The 16,441-nt window shown below is 42.4% G+C and carries 16 protein-coding genes and 1 tRNA gene; 6 read left to right on the top strand and 11 right to left on the bottom strand.

Features of this window, described 5'->3' with window-relative positions; translation table 11 throughout:
• Positions 1-26: 26 nt before the first annotated feature.
• Positions 27-176 (bottom strand): hypothetical protein, encoded by a 150-nt coding sequence (locus OEG80_RS05230; RefSeq protein ID WP_263242161.1) that lies wholly within the window; start codon positions 174-176, stop codon positions 27-29.
• Between the two features lie 170 nt (positions 177-346).
• On the bottom strand, positions 347-892 hold the full coding sequence (locus OEG80_RS05225) for an Rrf2 family transcriptional regulator (protein ID WP_011513854.1): 546 nt from the start codon (positions 890-892) through the stop codon (positions 347-349).
• Between the two features lie 489 nt (positions 893-1,381).
• On the opposite strand from OEG80_RS05225, the gene ychF reads away from it, so the two are divergent.
• The 3 genes from ychF (at position 1,382) to OEG80_RS05210 (ending at position 4,806) form a co-directional block, all read left to right on the top strand.
• Complete coding sequence (gene ychF, locus OEG80_RS05220) at positions 1,382-2,473, top strand: redox-regulated ATPase YchF (RefSeq protein WP_011513855.1); 1,092 nt, start codon at positions 1,382-1,384, stop codon at positions 2,471-2,473.
• 136 nt (positions 2,474-2,609) lie between these two features.
• Positions 2,610-4,043 carry a deoxyguanosinetriphosphate triphosphohydrolase gene (locus OEG80_RS05215; protein ID WP_263242159.1) on the top strand — a complete coding sequence of 478 codons (1,434 nt, stop codon included), beginning with the start codon at positions 2,610-2,612 and terminating at the stop codon, positions 4,041-4,043.
• An 82-nt stretch (positions 4,044-4,125) separates the two neighbouring features.
• Positions 4,126-4,806 carry a TetR family transcriptional regulator gene (locus OEG80_RS05210; RefSeq protein WP_011513857.1) on the top strand — a complete coding sequence of 227 codons (681 nt, stop codon included), beginning with the start codon at positions 4,126-4,128 and terminating at the stop codon, positions 4,804-4,806.
• Positions 4,807-4,856: 50 nt separating this feature from the next.
• Here the strand turns inward: OEG80_RS05210 and gspK are convergent, their stop codons facing one another.
• The 8 genes from gspK to tsaA all read right to left on the bottom strand — a co-directional run bounded on the left by gspK (position 4,857) and on the right by tsaA (position 12,684).
• The gene (gene gspK / locus OEG80_RS05205; protein ID WP_263242157.1) at positions 4,857-5,930 is read right to left on the bottom strand and encodes a type II secretion system minor pseudopilin GspK; all 1,074 of its coding nucleotides are present in this window, start codon (positions 5,928-5,930) and stop codon (positions 4,857-4,859) included.
• A gap of 3 nt (positions 5,931-5,933) precedes the next feature.
• Complete coding sequence (gene gspJ, locus OEG80_RS05200; RefSeq protein WP_263242155.1) at positions 5,934-6,797, bottom strand: type II secretion system minor pseudopilin GspJ; 864 nt, start codon at positions 6,795-6,797, stop codon at positions 5,934-5,936.
• On the bottom strand, positions 6,794-7,273 hold the full coding sequence (gene gspI / locus OEG80_RS05195) for a type II secretion system minor pseudopilin GspI (protein WP_133104546.1): 480 nt from the start codon (positions 7,271-7,273) through the stop codon (positions 6,794-6,796). The genes gspJ and gspI overlap by 4 nt, the downstream gene beginning before the upstream one ends.
• Positions 7,274-7,276: 3 nt before the next feature.
• Complete coding sequence (locus tag OEG80_RS05190; protein ID WP_263242152.1) at positions 7,277-7,960, bottom strand: prepilin-type N-terminal cleavage/methylation domain-containing protein; 684 nt, start codon at positions 7,958-7,960, stop codon at positions 7,277-7,279.
• A 176-nt stretch (positions 7,961-8,136) separates the two neighbouring features.
• Positions 8,137-8,820, bottom strand: coding sequence for a TetR/AcrR family transcriptional regulator (locus OEG80_RS05185; RefSeq protein ID WP_011513862.1), 684 nt, complete (start codon positions 8,818-8,820; stop codon positions 8,137-8,139).
• 233 nt (positions 8,821-9,053) lie between these two features.
• A complete protein-coding gene (locus tag OEG80_RS05180; RefSeq protein ID WP_263242151.1) occupies positions 9,054-9,842 on the bottom strand; it encodes a TatD family hydrolase in 789 nt (262 codons plus the stop codon).
• Positions 9,843-9,990: 148 nt separating this feature from the next.
• Positions 9,991-11,778, bottom strand: coding sequence for a GspE/PulE family protein (locus OEG80_RS05175; protein WP_263242149.1), 1,788 nt, complete (start codon positions 11,776-11,778; stop codon positions 9,991-9,993).
• A gap of 63 nt (positions 11,779-11,841) precedes the next feature.
• Positions 11,842-12,684 (bottom strand): tRNA (N6-threonylcarbamoyladenosine(37)-N6)-methyltransferase TrmO, encoded by an 843-nt coding sequence (gene tsaA, locus OEG80_RS05170; RefSeq protein WP_263242147.1) that lies wholly within the window; start codon positions 12,682-12,684, stop codon positions 11,842-11,844.
• Positions 12,685-13,082: 398 nt separating this feature from the next.
• Here tsaA and OEG80_RS05165 point away from each other — a divergent pair, with 398 nt between their 5' ends.
• Together OEG80_RS05165 and OEG80_RS05160 are read left to right on the top strand one after the other, a co-directional pair.
• Positions 13,083-13,856: a ferredoxin--NADP reductase gene (locus tag OEG80_RS05165; protein ID WP_011513866.1), complete on the top strand. Its 774-nt coding sequence runs from the start codon at positions 13,083-13,085 to the stop codon at positions 13,854-13,856.
• 139 nt (positions 13,857-13,995) lie between these two features.
• Positions 13,996-14,082 (top strand) — tRNA-Leu (locus OEG80_RS05160).
• 242 nt (positions 14,083-14,324) lie between these two features.
• Here the strand turns inward: OEG80_RS05160 and OEG80_RS05155 are convergent.
• Positions 14,325-14,978: a TetR/AcrR family transcriptional regulator gene (locus tag OEG80_RS05155; protein ID WP_263242145.1), complete on the bottom strand. Its 654-nt coding sequence runs from the start codon at positions 14,976-14,978 to the stop codon at positions 14,325-14,327.
• A 238-nt stretch (positions 14,979-15,216) separates the two neighbouring features.
• Here OEG80_RS05155 and OEG80_RS05150 point away from each other — a divergent pair, with 238 nt between their 5' ends.
• Positions 15,217-16,368, top strand: a complete 1,152-nt coding sequence (locus OEG80_RS05150) for an acyl-CoA dehydrogenase family protein (RefSeq protein ID WP_263242142.1) — start codon at positions 15,217-15,219, stop codon at positions 16,366-16,368.
• Positions 16,369-16,441: the final 73 nt, after the last annotated feature.

The raw sequence follows: 16,441 nt of genomic DNA, 5'->3' as shown, positions 1-16,441 counted from the left end.
GTTGATTGGATAAACGATAAAAAAGGCTACCAAAATGGGTAGCCTTTTTTAGCGCGAAACCCTGTTTGCAACGTCGGGGCAACTTGTATGATACTGTCTTGATTGGCGTTGCTAACCGTATCTAAACTTGAGCAACCTATTAATAACATAACTGCCATAACAGCTGATGCGCTCATTTTGCAAACGCATTTTATAATATGACTCTTTAACAATTTTGAAGTTAATTTAAATAATTTTCACTAGAATGGCATAATATTAATCGTAACTTCACAATGATGCTAAGTAGATCACAAAATCCTGTCTTATCTAAATTGTCTTTCAAAATAGAGAAAATATGTTATGACAATTATGATAATAACGCTGCAAGCTCATCCTTATTCTCGATAATGTCTGCCAATGTATAACGTTCAAGCACGGCAATAAATGCTGTCAACGCTTCAGCAAGCACCTGTTTTAGCTGACAGACCGGACTGATAATACAGCCTGAAGCTATGTGACTTACAGTTTCATCAATCAGTTTTAATGACATATCGTTGGCGCTAGCGTTCTTTTCATCATTTATTACAGCACTATTAATATCAGCGATCGAGCTGTCCAATGAGTTTGTAGAAAAGCACTCAACCAAAGCAAAATCCGGCTCTATCTTTTTAATCAATTCACCCAAATTAATGTCTTTTGGCGCGTGCGCTAAGCGAATACCGCCATTCTTACCGCGCACACTATCGATATAACCAAGCTGTCCGAGCTGCTGGATAATCTTGGTCAAATGACTTTTAGATATATGATAACTATTGGCAATATCACTGATATTTGCCAATAGCGTCGGCTCGGGCTTAGTCGCCAAATATATTAATGAGCGCAGTGCATAATCACTGTAATTGGTCAATCGCACCTTAAAGTGCTCCTATTTTTAATGGGTCATCCATTTATTCTAAGGGCTGGGCTAGATAAGTAAAGTGATTTAAAACCGCTTTATAAAAAGAAATGGATTGAATGTGGAATAACGCCCCAAGATTATCGAATCAGTTATTATCCGCTCTCAAGAAAACAGTAGAAATCTGCTGCTTTCATCGACTTAGACTATTCATATATAAAAACTATCAGGAGTCTAAATGTCTAAAGAGAGAAATAGAAGTTAATGAATGCTATTCTGTCAACAAAAGCACCCTATCGATGTCTATTTTGAAGTGCTTCAACTACAGTAGCTTAGCATAATAATGAGAACCAAAAAGGCAGCTAATACTGCTCGATGAAATTCCAATTAACCAGTATAACAACCTCACCCATATTCGGTTAAATTTGCTACAATACGCCCAATTTTGATTTACTATTTTACTAAGTCTTATATCAACTGATTTTATCAATATATTGAGAGCATGTTATGGGTTTTAATTGCGGCATCGTCGGTCTACCAAACGTGGGTAAATCCACCCTGTTTAACGCCTTGACCAAAGCGGGTATCGCCGCTGAAAACTTTCCATTTTGTACCAAAGATCCCAATACGGGTATCGTTCCAGTGCCTGACCCACGTCTAAAGAAACTGGCTGATATCGTTAACCCTGAGCGCGTACTACCAACGACGATGGAATTTGTTGATATCGCAGGTTTGGTCGCTGGTGCGTCAAAAGGCGAAGGCATGGGCAACCAATTCTTAGCCAATATCCGTGAGACCGATGCGATTGCGCACGTGGTACGCTGTTTTGATGATGACAACGTCGTACACGTTGATGGTCGCGTTAGCCCTATCGACGACATCGAGACCATCAATACTGAATTGGCATTAGCCGATTTAGAAGCGGTTGAGCGCGCGATCTTTAACTTGACTAAAAAAGCCAAAGGCGGTGATAAAGACGCTGGCGCTATGCTTGATATCTTCAAAAAAATTGAACCGTTATTAGCAGAAGGTCAAGCCGCACGCGCCGCCAATCTTGATGCTGATGAGAAAAAATTAATCAGAAGTTATGGTTTAATTACTCTGAAGCCTACCATGTATATCGCTAACGTGAGCGAAGATGGCTTTGAGAATAATCCATATCTTGATGCCGTACGCAACTATGCCACTGGCGAAGATTCTATCGTTATCGCATTGTGTAACCAAATCGAATCTGAAATTGCCCAGCTTGATGAAGATGATAAAAAAGACTTCTTGGCTGAAATGGACATGCTCGAGGCCGGTCTTGACCAAGTGATTCGCGGTGGTTATGATTTGCTTGATATGCAGACTTACTTTACCGCCGGTGTAAAAGAAGTACGTGCATGGACAGTCGCTGTTGGCGCAACCGCACCTCAGGCAGCTGGCGTGATTCATACGGATTTTGAGCGTGGCTTTATTCGTGCTGAAGTGATTGCTTATGACGACTTTATTGAACATAACGGCGAAAAAGGTGCTGCTGCTGCCGGTAAATCACGCTTAGAAGGCAAGACTTATATCGTACAAGATGGCGATGTGATGCATTTCCGTTTTAATGTTTAATACTTAACCTTTAATACCAGACAGCATGTTTACACAGTCTTAGCATAGAACAACCAAAAGCCAGCCTTGATGCTGGCTTTTTTTATTATACTGGGAGCGATAACATCTAAATAATAAGAATAAAGGATTATGCACTATGATCGCTCCTATCAATAAATCACTTAATAGCCGTAGCCACTGGGCAAAACTATTTAGTGCCCAGCGTTTAGGCAGTCATAAAAAAGCCCCTGCTCAAGATACTGCGCGCTCTTCTTTTCACAAAGATTATGACCGATTGGTGTTTTCTCATTCCTTTCGTCAACTCAATCAAAAGACCCAAGTCCATCCATTGACCAATCAATTGGGCATTCATACCCGACTTACACATTCGCTAGAGGTTTCTTGCATTGGGCGCTCTTTAGGGATCATGGCAGCCGAGAAGCTACATGACAAACTAGAAAGTGGTTTACCTGATGGTGTCACGCCAGCTGATGTGGGTGTGATTGTACAAGCGGCGTGCCTCGCCCATGATATCGGCAATCCACCCTTTGGGCATGCAGGAGAATACGCCATTCGCGATTGGTTTATGCATCCTGACCGTCAGGCTATTTTGCAAAATCTGAATAATAATGAGCAATTAGACTTGTTGGCTTATGAGGGTAATGCGCAAGGATTTCGCATACTCATCCGTAATGAGCATCACCCTGATGCAGGTGGTATGCGCTTGACTTGTGCCACGCTAGGCGCGTTTATGAAATATCCTTGGCTTGCGACGCATAGTAATAATGACACTCAAAGCAGTCATCAAAGTACTCCGCACAGCAGGATATCAGCTAAGGCACAGAAATTTGGCTGCTTTTATAGTGAAGCCGCACAGTTAGAAGAGTTAGCAGCCTGCTTGAGTCTACCTCGCTCAGAGCAGCATGACGGTTATGCTCGCCATCCCTTCGCCTATTTGTTGGAAGCTGCTGACGATATTTGTTATGCGCTGATAGACTTAGAAGATGGTATCAATCTAAATATGCTTACCTACAAAGAGGTGGCTGCTATCTTCTATGAGCTGATTGGCGAGCGTCCTAACACTATCAGCCTGCCTACATATATGTCCGTCAGGCAGCATCTGGCATCACTACGTGCACGGGCAATGATGCGATTGGTCAATACTGTCACCGATGCGTTTGTTGATAATAGTGATGCGATGCTAGCGGGTACACTGCAAGGCAGTCTATTTACCTATTGTGATGCGACCGTTCAGCACGGTATTACCCAAGCCAAAGAGTTAGCACGTGAAAAAATCTTTAACCACCCAAGTAAAGTGCGCATGGAGCTAATGGCCAATCAATGTCTGCATCGCCTGTTAGATGCTTTTATGCCGTTAGCTTGGACAAATCAGACAAGCACACCGATGTCCTTTGAACAACAGCGTTTGCTCATGTTGCTAAAGCCACATCTTGATGAGCATCACCGTGTTTTAACAGATAATATTTATCAAAATATGCTCAATGTCTTAGATTTTATAACCGGTATGAATGACCATGAAGCTTATCGATTGGCTCAAGAGCTACAGGGACATTGGGGGACTGTTGTTTAAAAGCTACATTTAAGCGTATTTCATTCGTATTTTTGCAATGAAATGAGTATGATAGACATCTATCAGTTAATTTTGAAATATTATGAGCAGTCGCGAACAAAAAAAACTTCAAACTCGGCACGCCTTTTTTAATGCAGTGCTTGATTTATGTATGACAGGACAATCTTTTAGCTCTATTAGCCTCAGACAAGTCACGCGCGAGGTTGGTGTCGTGCCGACCGCATTTTATCGCCATTTTGATGATATGGAATCGCTCGGTCGCGCTTTGGTGATTGAAGAGCTAGGTGGTACATTAGCCACTTTGAGTGAGAGTTTGCATATTGGACGTAAACGCAGCTTTGAGCGTCAAATCGCCAAAAGTATCCAGCTATTCTTGCATATGGTCAGTGAGCAACCCTACTATTGGCAGTTTTTGGTTAGTGAGCGCTATGGTGGCTCGGACGCCGTCCGTAAAGCCATCAATGAGCTTATCAAACAGCATGGGGGAAGCTTAGCAGACGATTTGGCGTTACAGCCTGCTTTTACACACATTAATACTTATGATCGTAGACTGCTGGCTGAGGCTGGGGTCAATATGTTTTTTTCTTGGATTATTGATTGGCTAGAGCTGACTTATACTGAAGATCATGATGATGAAGTCGACTTGGCTGAAATTGAACAACGAAAGCAGCTGATGCTACATAATTGTACGCGCCAAGCACAGATGTTGTTTTATGGCGCTTATAATTGGAAATCTACTGAAGAAACTCATTTAAGTGATTAATAAGACATATATTTGATTATCCTTTGATGGTTATCGTTTAATGATAATCATCAAAAATTCGGTCGAAATGCCCAAAGTCGTTGCGTCACCACGCGAACCTCTTTGGGCTTTTTGTTATCAGAGTTTTTATTATTGATATTGGTATCATCGCTGTTATTGCTATTTTCCGTAACATCAGTAGCAGTCTTGCTAATCATGATGGTTGCATAGCGTTGTCTCACCTGACCAACAGTTGCATTATCCGTAGCAGTGATAAGTGCCGTAAAAGCTTGGCTATCAACCGCTAGGAGTGGCGCTAGTGCTTTTCGTTGCTTATTATCCAAACTGCTTAATATTGGCAGCTGCCATATCTCATCAATAGACTCGAATACTTGCTTTTCCCGTAGATCAACGATGGTTTGCATTTGCTGGCTAGTCGCGCCGTCGATCAGAGCAGCAAGTATCACCGGACTGGCTGTATTCATATTAATAGGTAAATAATGTGGCACCACTGTGATGTAAGGTCGTAGCACTGCCAATACTTCCGCATCGATGCCTTTCACATTTTGCAGCTGATCGATATTGACCAATCGTTGATTGGGTAAATCGTTATCCGCTGAGCTATTAGACTGCTGGTTATAAACCGTACTTTCATCACCACCATCTTGATAAACCTCACTGTCTGTATCTTGATAATCAAGAACAGCAATAGCAATATCTGGCGCCAAATTCAATTGGGTTAATAGCCGTTGAAACACTGCCAAAGCATTACTATCAACTGCGCCATTTTGATATAAATTATTGATATTAAAGCGACTGGCTTCATCACGTATTTCAATGCCAATACTATGTGTGCCCAAGGTATAAGGGGGTACAGGCTTTGCCCAGATATCTTGCGTACTATCAGTGTCATTTAGATTAGCATCGGCACGAATCATCGTAACCGCTAGTTGCTGACCGGCATCGATATCTTGTAAGAGCTGATTTTGATCAAACAACAAACCGCTGCGTCTAATCGCAATTTTTTGGCTGGCAAGCATCGCCCCTGCAACCACCGTAATACTAACCACTAGTAATAAAATGGTAAGTAGCGCGACACCACGCTGAGAGTCGGCTTTCATGGGCATAACTGGCATGCTTGGCATATATTAAATTCCATTCCCTGAATTATTATCTACATTGCCATTGGCTGCATCATTGTTACTTGCGCCATTACTATTGCCGTTGCCGTTGCCGTTGCCGTTGCCGTTGCCGTTGCCGTTAGAATTATCAGGAGTATTATTTTTATTGGCACTATTATTTGGTATTGGATGAGGAGCAAGTGCCCACTGCCAAGTGATCGGCAGATCTTGATAAGTGAAAGTGATAGCAACTCCTTTCGGTAGTAGCACACTCTCAGGCTGAGCAGTGGTTAACGCCGCCCCTTGTCCAAATTGGCTGTTCAAGCTGGCATTGTTACTATTACTGTCTTCATTGGGAAACTTTGTACTCATTTCTGGCAGATACGCTTGCCATTGCCCTGCTGTCACGCCTTCAAGCAAGATACTATCCAAACTGATGCTATCACTACCTCCGCCTATACTGGCATATTGACGGCGAATCAAACGCTCATCAGCAAAAATATATTCGACATGCTGCATACTAGGACTGCTTTGATATCGAGGATCAGGATCAGCAAAACGGACAAAGCTGATACGCGCACTATCCAAGCTCATAAAAGGTTCAGGCGCAGGCTGTAGTGCATTTTCTTGATTGCTATTATTTGCATTATCAACATTTGAAGCACTGGCAATTTGAGTACCTACTGCTTGATAAGGAACGATTTGCCCCATATCTTGCTGTAGCTGCAGATAAGTATATTGCAAAACGGCTAAATTATCTGCATGGAACTGGGCACGTTCTCGAGCACGGTTGACGCTATCAAACACCTGCCAGCCTGCCACTGCTAGCATCGCAAATATTGCCATAGCAACCATAAGCTCAAGTAAGGTAAATCCATGCTGCGATTTCACAGACTACCTCCATTTGGGTTTGAGCCAGTCAAGTCCAAACTACCTATATCTTGCTTTGAGTTGCTCAGTATCACATTGATATCATTGACTGCGGTACGCGTCTGACCATCTATGATAGGCGCAACGGCGATATTCACTTTTTTTAATGCTGGCGTTATATCCTGACTCACAGTCATCGTAATTTGCCAGTCGCGACCTTGGGCATTGATTGTCTGGGCACTATTAGCAGTTAGCCAGGTGTCTTGAATACGTAAGTCAGCAGCAGCGTTTTGAGCAACGAAATGCGCAAGCGTGCGCGTGCGCAACACATCGACCGAGCTCAAATAAGCACTACTGGCACGACTCGCAGCAACAGCAACGACCGCCAAGATCGCTAAGGCAACCATCACCTCAATCAAGGTAAATCCGCTCTCAGGCTTTGGTAGGTTTGGCTTTCGGTTTACATGGTTAGGTTTGGCCCTGTCATTATTTATCATCGGTTATTGCCCTTGACCTATCGACATACTGCCATCTGGCATAATCGTAATGACCTCACCTACCAGACGCGAATTATGGCGCACTTCAATGGTCACCGGTGCTGCTTGCCCTGTGCCAAACCATAATACTTGCGGCACTGTTTGATCTGTAAACCAAGGTTGCAGTGCTTGGATTTGTCCTCTATTTGACATATTACCAGCATCTAGGCCTTGTATGGCTAAGCTCACCCCAGCAGGCAGCTCAGGCAAAGTGACTTCGGACTCAAGCTCCCAGCTTGGTGTTGGTAGCTTGTCTTTAATCCCACTAGACATATTGGATAAATCGGCAGATAGCTCCATTGAATTCTTAGGCGTACTGTCTCCACTAGAAGACGCCGAGGTATCAGTTTGATAAGCCACATAAGGATTAGATAGAGTGACAATCACAGGGGTAATTTGACCTTGCTTATTGGCTTGCAGACTCAAACCCATCGGCTGCATACGTTCAGCCGATAACAGCCTAACATAGCTTAATGAATCCGTCAGATGCTCATAAAAAGCACGATTTTTACGCGATTCACTACTACCTACTGACAAACTCATCATGCCAGCGAATATAGACAAAATAACGACGACGACAACAATTTCAACCAGTGTAAAGCCAGCTTGGGTGTGATGATGTGTCATTGATGATGAGAGTTTTGACATACAGAGGTCATCTAGGATGGCGTCATTCTTTTAAAAATGACGTTATATTGGGTGAGATATAAAACGGGAGAGAGGATTGATCATATCAAGTAAAGGTTAATGTGCTGCTATATAGCATATAACAACACAGATTTTTATAAAATAACGACTCATGGTTTTCACGTTACAGTAAAAACCTAATAATTGGTGTTGCGATGTTCCTCTGACTCAGTATCAATCTGTTCGACCAATTCCTGCATGTCCTCATCCATCACTTCATCCTCAGCCGCCGGGTAATGGCTTGGCAGCTCTAGCATTTGTTGGACAAAGGCATAACGCAGAGTGTCGCGGCGTCCCAAATAACGCTGATAAAAACTTGAGTTCAACAGCCCTGCACCGCCCTGACCCATTGCCCAGATAGACGATAGATAATCACGCGTGCTTAAGCTACTGTGCTCATCCTTTAGATAAGCACTGATGATATCAATCAAGCGCTTCATGCGCTGACGGCGAATATCATACAGCTCACCAAATAAGCGGTTAAGACCTGTCACTGATGCCGCCAAACGCTCTTCGATTTGATTGAGTAGCATGGCTTTTTGTGGATTAAATAATTGCTGGAAAATCATACGAGCGACGCCTGCTGATGGGCAATCGTCAATACGATTAATCTCAAACAGCTGCTCTTCATAACGAATGATAATACGCAGATAGAGCTCATCTTTACTAGAGAAATGCTTATACAATGTACCTTTAGCCAAATCAAGCTGGTCTGCCAAGCTGTCTAAAGTGATGTCGCCATCGCCTGACTCAAGTAGCAATTGCTCTGCCATTGCTAAGATATTCTCTTCTCGTACCTTGAATTGATGCTGACGACTCATAACTTCTCCTAAAACTTGACAATATCATGCATATGACCACAGTTCGTATTGGCATATCGGCATTCGGAGTATCAAATACTACAAAGACTGCGCGACGAACACAATAAAGAAATATGCGTATGTTTACTAAATAATCATTTATAATCATGTGCTTATATTTAACGCTGCAAGGCGGCATGCATAAAACAGCTGCCACTTGCAAGAAATGACTGAGTGGTCATAGCATAACCATTTTAATGATACTGTGCTAGTAAATTCTCAAAGTTTTTTGCAGTCAGTGTACCGACCTCTTCGCTACTGCAGCCATACATCTCTGCAATACAACTGGCGACATAAGGCACGTAAGCTGGTTCATTCGGGCGACCACGTTTGGGGACAGGCGCTAGATAAGGGCTATCTGTTTCGATCAATATCCTGTCTCTTGGCATATTTTTTGCCGCATCTTTGATATTTTGGGCGCTTTTAAAGCTGACAATGCCTGAAAATGAGATGTAAAACCCTAAGTCTAAGGCATCTTTTGCGGTTTCCCAATCTTCGGTGAAACAATGAATAATGCCATGCTCAGCACCTTCTGCTTTTAGAATATCAATCGTATCTTCTTTAGCATCACGCATATGGATGACAAGCGGTTTTTTTAGGCTTTGGCTAGCATGAATATGACGAGCAAGGCTGGCTTGTTGCGCTTTTTTATTTTCTGTCGACCAGTAATAATCAAGTCCCGTCTCCCCTATTGCCCACACATGGTCAGCGCTAGCCGTTTCTATCAAACGTTCAACGGTTGCAGATTGTAAAACGCTGATATCTTCACAAGGATGTATACCAACGCTCATGCCAAGATTGAGCGTTTCATCGCCATAAATCTTGACGATATTGGCAATCTCATCATATTCAGCAAAATCACACATAATTGCCATCGCGCGAGTGACATTGGCTTCTTTCATCGCGGCAATTGCGCCAGACAATTGACCATCGTATTTGGTCAAATCTAAACGGTTAAGATGGCAGTGGCTATCAGTAAACATAAACAATCTCGTTATAGTCATTTTTAAAAATTATTAGGATAAAAATTTCAATTTGTATGGTATTTATTGTTTTGAAGCATGCACTTTTCAAGCACTGCTTAACAAACCTATTTTTAGTGTAATGGCACCTTTCAATATACCGAAACTACTAATACAAAGGTACCACGCGCATGACCTCTTCCATGGTTGTTACCCCTTCACTAATACGCTTCGCACCCGATAGGCGTAATGGCTGTACGCCTTCACGGTATGCTTGCTGCTTTAATACATCCAGATTGGCATCAGTAGCGACCAGTTTTTTTAGCTCATTCGATAATGGCATAATCTCATAAAGACCAATACGACCTTGATAACCGGTATGGCGACAGTGTTCACAACCCTGCGCTTTATAAACTTGTGCTGGCACTGGGGCGCGCCATGGCTGTACCAGTTCTTGCCATTGAATGGCAATCTCGCTATCTGCCGTAACATCCACGGCTTGCTTACAATGTGGACATAATGTCCGTAATAGACGCTGTGCCATGATGCCCAAGATAGTCGCTGAGGTCAAAAAAGGCTGAATACCCAAATCGTGCAGTCGAGTAATTGAACTTGGCGCATCATTGGTATGCAAGGTTGAGAGCACCAAATGTCCTGTCAAAGACGCTTGTACTGCCATATTAGCCGTTTCAGCATCACGAATCTCACCAACCATAATAATATCAGGGTCTTGGCGCATCAAAGAGCGAATACCATCAGCGAAATGTAAATCAACCCCTGGATTGACCTGCATTTGATTAAAGGCAGGTTCAATCATTTCAATCGGATCTTCAATAGTACAGACATTGACTTGCTCAGTGGCGAGCTGCTTGAGCGTACTATATAAAGTGGTCGTTTTACCCGAACCCGTCGGACCGGTAACCAATATAATGCCATTTGGATGCGCTGTCAGCTCGTGCCAAGTCTCCAGCTGCTTACCTGACAAACCAAGCTGAGCAAAGGAGCGTACCAGAACTTCAGGGTCAAATACTCGCATAACCAGTTTTTCACCAAAGGCAGTCGGCATCGTGGATAAACGCAGCTCCGTCTCTAAGCCTTTCGGTGTGCGCGTTTTCAACCGTCCATCTTGCGGCTTGCGTTTTTCTGCTACATTGAGCCGTCCCAAGATTTTAATACGTGCAGTTACCGCCACTATAATAGCGAGTGGCATCTCATAAACACTATGCAGCACCCCATCGATGCGAAAACGCACCTTGCCCGTCTCACGACGTGGCTCTAAATGAATATCACTGGCACGCTGCTCAAAGGCATATTGCAATAGCCAATCGACCACTTTGACAATATGTTGGTCATTGGCATCGGGGTTGGTATTGTCCCCTAGCTGTAATAGTGCTTCAACATTGGTGATATCAGATGCGGCACGTTTATGTAGTGAGTTCGCCCCTGCAATCGCTTGCGTGACTTGATAAAACTCTTGCCGATAGCGATTGATTTGTTCAGGATTAATAAAGACTGTGCGATAGCTTTTTGACTTAATGAGCTTTTCAATATTGCCATGCCAATCGGTATAAAATGGCTGATCGGTACCTATAACCACCTCATCAAGCGTTACTTCAATCGGTAAAATATGCTGCGACCGTGCATACTCAAACGACATCAGCTGCGTCACTGCTGGCACATCGACTTTTAACGGGTCAATACGGACAAGCGGCATATCTGCTTTGGCAGCCAACCATTGATTGAGCCATGCCAAAGTTAATTTATTTTCAGTATTATTATCAAGTGCATGACTATTAGGCAGACCAAACTCACTTATAGTCAATAGCGGATGCTGACCCTTAGTGCGACGGCTGGTAATGACGAGATTATAACCCCGTTGGTCTATCACTCGATCTGCCAGCAACTCATCAAGGCACCAACGCAAATCAATTACTATCGAATACTGTTGAGCAGGCATATTTTTTCTTCTTTTATGGTTTAAAGCATTTGCGCAATGTCGATATTCATCTTACCTATTAGACTATATTGTGTCGATATCCGTTATCTGTAATTCACCTGAACCTATCAATTGAAAACTCACATCAACAGATTTATAGCGCATGATAAATGAAGTATTAACCTCTTTCTGGCGATAAGCAGGGCGTGGGTCTTGTGCTATCAACGCTTTAATATTATCAAGATCAGGCATAAGCAATTGTTTTTGCATTTTATGAATGACCGATTTTACCGTTGCTTTTTCATTGTGAGCTATTTTTTCTGCTTCATTGTGAATATGTTGATTGTCTATAATTTGCACAAACTGCTCATAGGCAACTTTAGTGACAGTCACCTCCAACAAATGCGGCGCAGAGGGCGCAAAACCGCTTTGTGCATCAGGTAACGCATCACTATAAGCCACATAAGGCTTGATATCGATAATTGGTGTACCATCTATCATATCAGCACCGCTAATGATAAGTAGCACCCGTCCTTCTACAATCTCAATAGCTTCAAGCTTAACCACAGACAATCCAAGCGCTGAGGGTCGATACATACTGCGACTGGCAAACACACCTATCTTTTGATTGCCGCCCAAACGCGGCGGTCGCACTTGCACACGAAAGCTGCTATCCGCTTTATTAGCCTGTTTATCTTTATACAAATAGTTGTGATGAAACTGCCAACTTACCCATATATGGCTAAAATCCTCCAGCCCGATAAATGCCGCTGGCGTATCATAAGGCGCAATCATCTCAATCACGCTGGTCAATGCAACCAGATTTGGCTGTCTTGGCGCGCCAAACTTCTGTGAAAGCGGCGCACGGTGGTAGCCGATAATTGGTGCTATATGATTACTCAATGAAGAAGCAGTCTGACAAGACATAAATCAAATCCAAAAAACAAGGTTTTATAGTTCCACATAAGCGCTATACAAGCCATCTGTGACTAATTATAGATAATAACTCACTAACGATATTCCATTTTATCATGCTATACCAAAGCCGCTTGACGGATTTTTATTTTAAAGTTTGTTATGATGAGCGAGAAATTTATTGAGAATGGCTTGCATTCATCATTAATGGCTTAAAAATCGCGGTCATGCGCGCCGCATCACCTTATAACGCCGAATAATAATGTTAAAATAACAGAGTGATGGCTTAATTAGCATTGATAGCATTCATCTTCTATTAAAATTTTGCACCATTTTGACTTTATCATGAAAAATGGGTATTCAGCATTTATTTAGATTGATACAGATTACCACTTACTAACGAGGAATTTATGTCAAAACTTCGCACCGAAACGGTTACAGAGGTTCATCATTGGAATGATGCACTATTTAGCATCAAAACCACACGCGACGACGGCTTGCGCTTTCGCAATGGCGAGTTTGCGATGATTGGTTTGGTCGTTGATGGCAAGCCGTTGCTGCGCGCTTACTCGATTGCCAGTCCTAACTATGAAGAGCATTTGGAGTTTTTCTCCATTAAAGTGCAAGACGGTCCTTTAACGTCGCGTCTGCAACATATCAAAGTTGGTGATGAGCTATTGGTCAGTAAAAAACCAACGGGCACTTTGGTATTAGATGATCTATTACCGGGTAAAAACCTTTATATGCTCTCAACTGGTACAGGTGTTGCACCATTTTTAGCATTAGCACGTGACCCTGAAGTCTACGAGCGTTTCGAAAAGGTCATATTAGTGCATGGTGTGCGCGGTATTAGTGACTTGGCTTATCGTGACATGTTCGAAAACGAGCTGCCGAATGATGAAATTTTTGGTGAAGATTTCCGTAAGAAATTCATCTACTACCCAACGGTCACTCGCGAAGAATTTAGAAACACTGGTCGTATTACCGACTTAATGAAATCTGGCAAATTTTTTGAAGATATCGGACTGCCTCCGATGAACAAGGAAGATGATCGTGTCCTAATTTGCGGTAGTATGCCATTTAATGCTGAAGTCTCAGCTATTTTGAATGATTTTGGTCTAACAGTATCACCGCGTATGGGTGTGCAGGCAGATTATGCGGTTGAACGCGCCTTTGTGGGTTAAAATCTAATCTTTTATTCAAAATACAATAAATAATTCTTGACGCTCAAAAATAGGCTGCTATAATACGCAGCCTATACAGAGATAACCCTGTAGCCTAATTTGATAATGTTTGCAGTATATAAACTTTATTACCTAACACGCCGGTGTGATGGAATTGGTAGACATGACGGATTCAAAATCCGTTGCCTTTAAAAGCGTGTCGGTTCGAGTCCGACCACCGGTACCAATTAGCAGTACAAGTAAGTTCGAGAATGACTGATTAGCCCTTATGTTTAATAGCATAAGGGCTTTTTTGTGTCTGTAGTAGTCCGAGCAGGTCTATAGCAAACTGAGATTAATAACAGTAAACCAGACAGTAATGCCCCTTTTTACTGTTTTCATTAGTTAAAATGACTGTCTAACGATAAAAGTTAAGATTAGAAACACTGTTAGAAAGTCAGGTTCTAGTATGGTCTAGGCGATAAGCCATTACACTTTCTCTGTTTCAGGCTTAGATATCGCTCGCCATAAAATCACAAATAGCGCGTCAAATTCTGCGTTTATCGGCGTATTTGTCTGCCGCATAATATGCATAAAACCTAGACGGCTGATAAAACCCATAAAAACATCAAATAGGATATATAGCGGCACGCTGTCGTTTAATACCCCTCGTTTTTGCCCATCTTCTAATACATCCAAAAATGCACCAATCAGCTCTTTATTCTCATAGATAGCAATACTACGAATGCGGGATACCGATATCGAGGACAGCACCATCACTGCATCTGGATGGCTGTCGACAAAATCAAAACATACCCAGAGTGTCTTGCGCAATCGATCTTTCACGCTATCAATCCCTTGTAAATGGTCCATGATCCGCGTCGCCAACCTACCAAGTACGATATCCATAATGGTATTAAACAGGGTTTGCTTATCACCAAAGTATTTATAAAGCGTTTGCAATGAAACGTTGGCAGACTTTGCAATTTGCGCCATCGTTACTTCACTAGGGTCGAAGCCTGCGAACACTTTACGAACCGCTTGTTCAATCTTATCCAAGGTGGCAGGTCGCATATCTGATAAGGGCGCTAAATGTTGAGAGGTCTCAATACTATCCTTTTTCTTGACTGTCCTCATTGTCATTACTATTTACTCCCTTGTAATCTACTTAGACTAGAGTCAATCTCTTCACTCAATAAGCCAATTTTATATAAGGTAAGATGTATTACCATTTATTTTAAACGTATTGAATAAAGCATTTTGGTCATCTAGTATATCTTCTTCAAGTTTTTATTTTAAAGAGTTTTTAATACCGAACTAAAGGGTAATATAAATTACCCTAAATTCGATTTCTATATAATTAATGTCAAGGATAGACAACATGAGTATTGAAGCTTTTACCTCAAACTGGATGACCGAAGAACATAGCATGGTGTATGACAGTGCTTTGAAGATGTTTCAAAGTTGGAAGGATAAAGATGAGCAGTGGCGTGAAAATGGCATGATTGACCGTAAAGCTTGGCACGAGGCTGGCGATATGGGATTTTTATGTGCGTCAATGCCTGAAGAATATGGCGGTGGCGGTGGTGATTTTGGTCATGAAGCCGCGATTCTTTTGGCTCAGGCACAGGCTAACCAAGCTGGTTTTGGTGGTATGGTTCACTCAGGTATTGTAGCGCCATATATTTTAAAGCACGGTACTGAAGAGCAGAAAAAAGCATGGCTACCTAAACTGGCTACTGGCGAATCTGTTGGCGCTATCGCAATGACAGAACCAACGACAGGCTCTGACTTACAGGCAATCAAAACCTATGCGGTTAAAGATGGCGACGACTATATCATCAACGGTTCAAAAACGTTTATTACTAACGGTCAGCATACCAACCTTATCGTATTGGCTTGTAAAACGGATCGTGAGCAGGGTGCACAGGGTGTCTCTCTTATCATTGTTGAAACTGATGGTCTAGAGGGTTTCTCGCGTGGCCGTAATCTTAAAAAGACTGGTCTATCTGCTCAAGATACTTCAGAGCTATTTTTTAGTAATGTCCGTGTCCCACAGAAAAATGTATTGGGCGGTATAGAAGGTCTTGGCTTTATTCAAATGATGCAAGAGTTGCCACAAGAGCGTTTAATCATTGCGTTAAGTGGTTGCGGCGCTATCAAGTTAGCTTTAGAGTTGACGCTTGAATACGTAAAAGAGCGTGAAGCCTTTGGAAAGTCAATTTGGAAGTTCCAAAACACGCGCTTTAAGCTCGCTGAAGTTCAAGCTGATTACCTGGCCGTAAGAGCGTTGTGTGACTCTGCTGTTGAAGCGATGATTAATGGCACTCTAACCGCACCGCAAGCATCATTAATTAAGTACTGGGTGACTGAAAAACAGTGCAATGTCATGGATGAATGCTTACAGTTATTCGGTGGTTACGGCTATATGACAGAGTACCCAATCGCTCGTATGTATGCGGATGCTCGCGTCCAAAAAATCTACGGCGGCACTAATGAGATTATGAAGGAGTTGGCCTCACGATTTATGTGATAGCGTTGGGTGAAACCAAGCCGCTGCATGAAAACTGCTACATGCAAATAAATACATGCCAGCCAATATACGA

The organism is Psychrobacter sp. SC65A.3 (assembly GCF_025642195.1).
Taxonomy (GTDB): Bacteria; Pseudomonadota; Gammaproteobacteria; order Pseudomonadales; family Moraxellaceae; genus Psychrobacter; species Psychrobacter cryohalolentis.
The sequence above is the reverse complement of the archived record's forward strand: the minus strand, read 5'-3'. Positions and strand labels throughout refer to the sequence as shown.

Excerpts from the sequence above, each read along its gene's own strand:
- OEG80_RS05230 (WP_263242161.1), bottom strand. The coding sequence starts at position 176 with ATGAGCGCATCAGCTGTTATGGCAGTTATGTTATTAATAGGTTGCTCA.
- ychF (WP_011513855.1), top strand. The coding sequence starts at position 1,382 with ATGGGTTTTAATTGCGGCATCGTCGGTCTACCAAACGTGGGTAAATCC.
- OEG80_RS05215 (WP_263242159.1), top strand. The coding sequence starts at position 2,610 with ATGATCGCTCCTATCAATAAATCACTTAATAGCCGTAGCCACTGGGCA.
- OEG80_RS05210 (WP_011513857.1), top strand. The coding sequence starts at position 4,126 with ATGAGCAGTCGCGAACAAAAAAAACTTCAAACTCGGCACGCCTTTTTT.
- gspK (WP_263242157.1), bottom strand. The coding sequence starts at position 5,930 with ATGCCAAGCATGCCAGTTATGCCCATGAAAGCCGACTCTCAGCGTGGT.
- gspI (WP_133104546.1), bottom strand. The coding sequence starts at position 7,273 with ATGATAAATAATGACAGGGCCAAACCTAACCATGTAAACCGAAAGCCA.
- OEG80_RS05190 (WP_263242152.1), bottom strand. The coding sequence starts at position 7,960 with ATGTCAAAACTCTCATCATCAATGACACATCATCACACCCAAGCTGGC.
- OEG80_RS05185 (WP_011513862.1), bottom strand. The coding sequence starts at position 8,820 with ATGAGTCGTCAGCATCAATTCAAGGTACGAGAAGAGAATATCTTAGCA.
- OEG80_RS05180 (WP_263242151.1), bottom strand. The coding sequence starts at position 9,842 with ATGTTTACTGATAGCCACTGCCATCTTAACCGTTTAGATTTGACCAAA.
- OEG80_RS05175 (WP_263242149.1), bottom strand. The coding sequence starts at position 11,778 with ATGCCTGCTCAACAGTATTCGATAGTAATTGATTTGCGTTGGTGCCTT.
- tsaA (WP_263242147.1), bottom strand. The coding sequence starts at position 12,684 with ATGTCTTGTCAGACTGCTTCTTCATTGAGTAATCATATAGCACCAATT.
- OEG80_RS05165 (WP_011513866.1), top strand. The coding sequence starts at position 13,083 with ATGTCAAAACTTCGCACCGAAACGGTTACAGAGGTTCATCATTGGAAT.
- OEG80_RS05155 (WP_263242145.1), bottom strand. The coding sequence starts at position 14,978 with ATGACAATGAGGACAGTCAAGAAAAAGGATAGTATTGAGACCTCTCAA.
- OEG80_RS05150 (WP_263242142.1), top strand. The coding sequence starts at position 15,217 with ATGAGTATTGAAGCTTTTACCTCAAACTGGATGACCGAAGAACATAGC.